1 protein-coding gene is annotated in these 1184 nt (G+C 72.1%); it reads left to right on the forward strand.

The annotated features are described in order from the left end of the window. The coding region (locus ACFQ36_RS22805) for a DUF3488 and transglutaminase-like domain-containing protein (protein WP_377017864.1) at positions 1 to 1184 on the forward strand (1184 nt) is incomplete at both ends.

Consider the following 1184-nt stretch of genomic DNA (forward strand, 5'->3'; position numbering starts at 1 on the left):
GGGCCGCCGCGATCGGTGCCGCCGGCGTCGCGGCGGCGCTGGCCCTGCCGCTGGCCGTCCCCGGCTTCCATGACGGCCTGTTTCCGGAAGGGTCCCGGCTGAACTGGCTGGGCGTGCCGACCGGATTGAACCCGATCGTGAGCCTGGGCGAGAACCTGCGCCGCCCCGGCGCGTTCGGCCGCCTGACCTACGCGACCGACGCCGGGACCGGGCTGTACCTGCGCTCGGTGACACTGGAGAACCTCACCGGCGCCCGCTGGCGGCCCAGCGACACGCGCGGCAGCCGGCATCCCGGCGTCGAACGCATCGACCAGCCGCAGATCCGCGCCCTGCTGGCCGCCGGCACCGTCACCACCACCGAGATCAGCACCTCCTCGTACACCAGCCCCTGGCTGCTGGCCCCGTACGCGCCGGCCAGGATCGAGGGACTGGAAGGGACCTGGAACTGGGACCCGCGCACGCTGAGCATCCGCGGCGAGGCCGGGACCACCACGGCCAACCAGGACTACACGGTCATCAGCGTGGCACCGAGGCTGAGCCGCAGCCTGCTCGCCTCGGCCGAGCCGTACGACTCACCCGTGGTGGATCCGGTGTTCTCGGAACTGCCCGCGGACATGCCGCAGATCATCAGGGATACCACGGTGCAGGTGGTGGGGGACCTGGACCGGCCGTTCGAGCAGGCGCTGGCCATCCAGCGGTACCTGCGGGGGCCGGACTTCACGTACTCCGAGCAGGCCCCCGTGGACGGCGGCTACGACCAGAGCGGTTTTGGCGTGGTCGGGGCCTTCCTGCGGGCCAAGGCGGGATACTGCGTGCATTTCTCGGCCGCAATGGCCATCATGGCCCGCGAGGCGGGCATCCCCAGCCGGATCGCCGTCGGCTACGCACCCGGCCGCGTGACCGGCGAAACCGTGGTGCGCGACGGCGTGGAACTGACCCAGTACGAAGCCGATTCCCGGGATGCCCATGCCTGGCCCGAACTGTATTTCGAGAATATCGGCTGGGTGGCGTTCGAACCCACACCCGGCCGCGGCGTCGTGCCGGACTACGCCCAGACGGCAACCAGCGGACTGGCGCCCGGGCCGGCGCTGGAGGACAACCTGATTCCCGGCGGCAACGCCCCCGCCAGGCCGGATGCGGCCACGGCCACTCCCGCAGCCGCCCCCGACCCGCAGGCCGGGACC

Origin of the sequence: Arthrobacter sp. GCM10027362, from assembly GCF_042679445.1 — a bacterium.
Classification (GTDB): Bacteria; Actinomycetota; Actinomycetes; order Actinomycetales; family Micrococcaceae; genus Crystallibacter.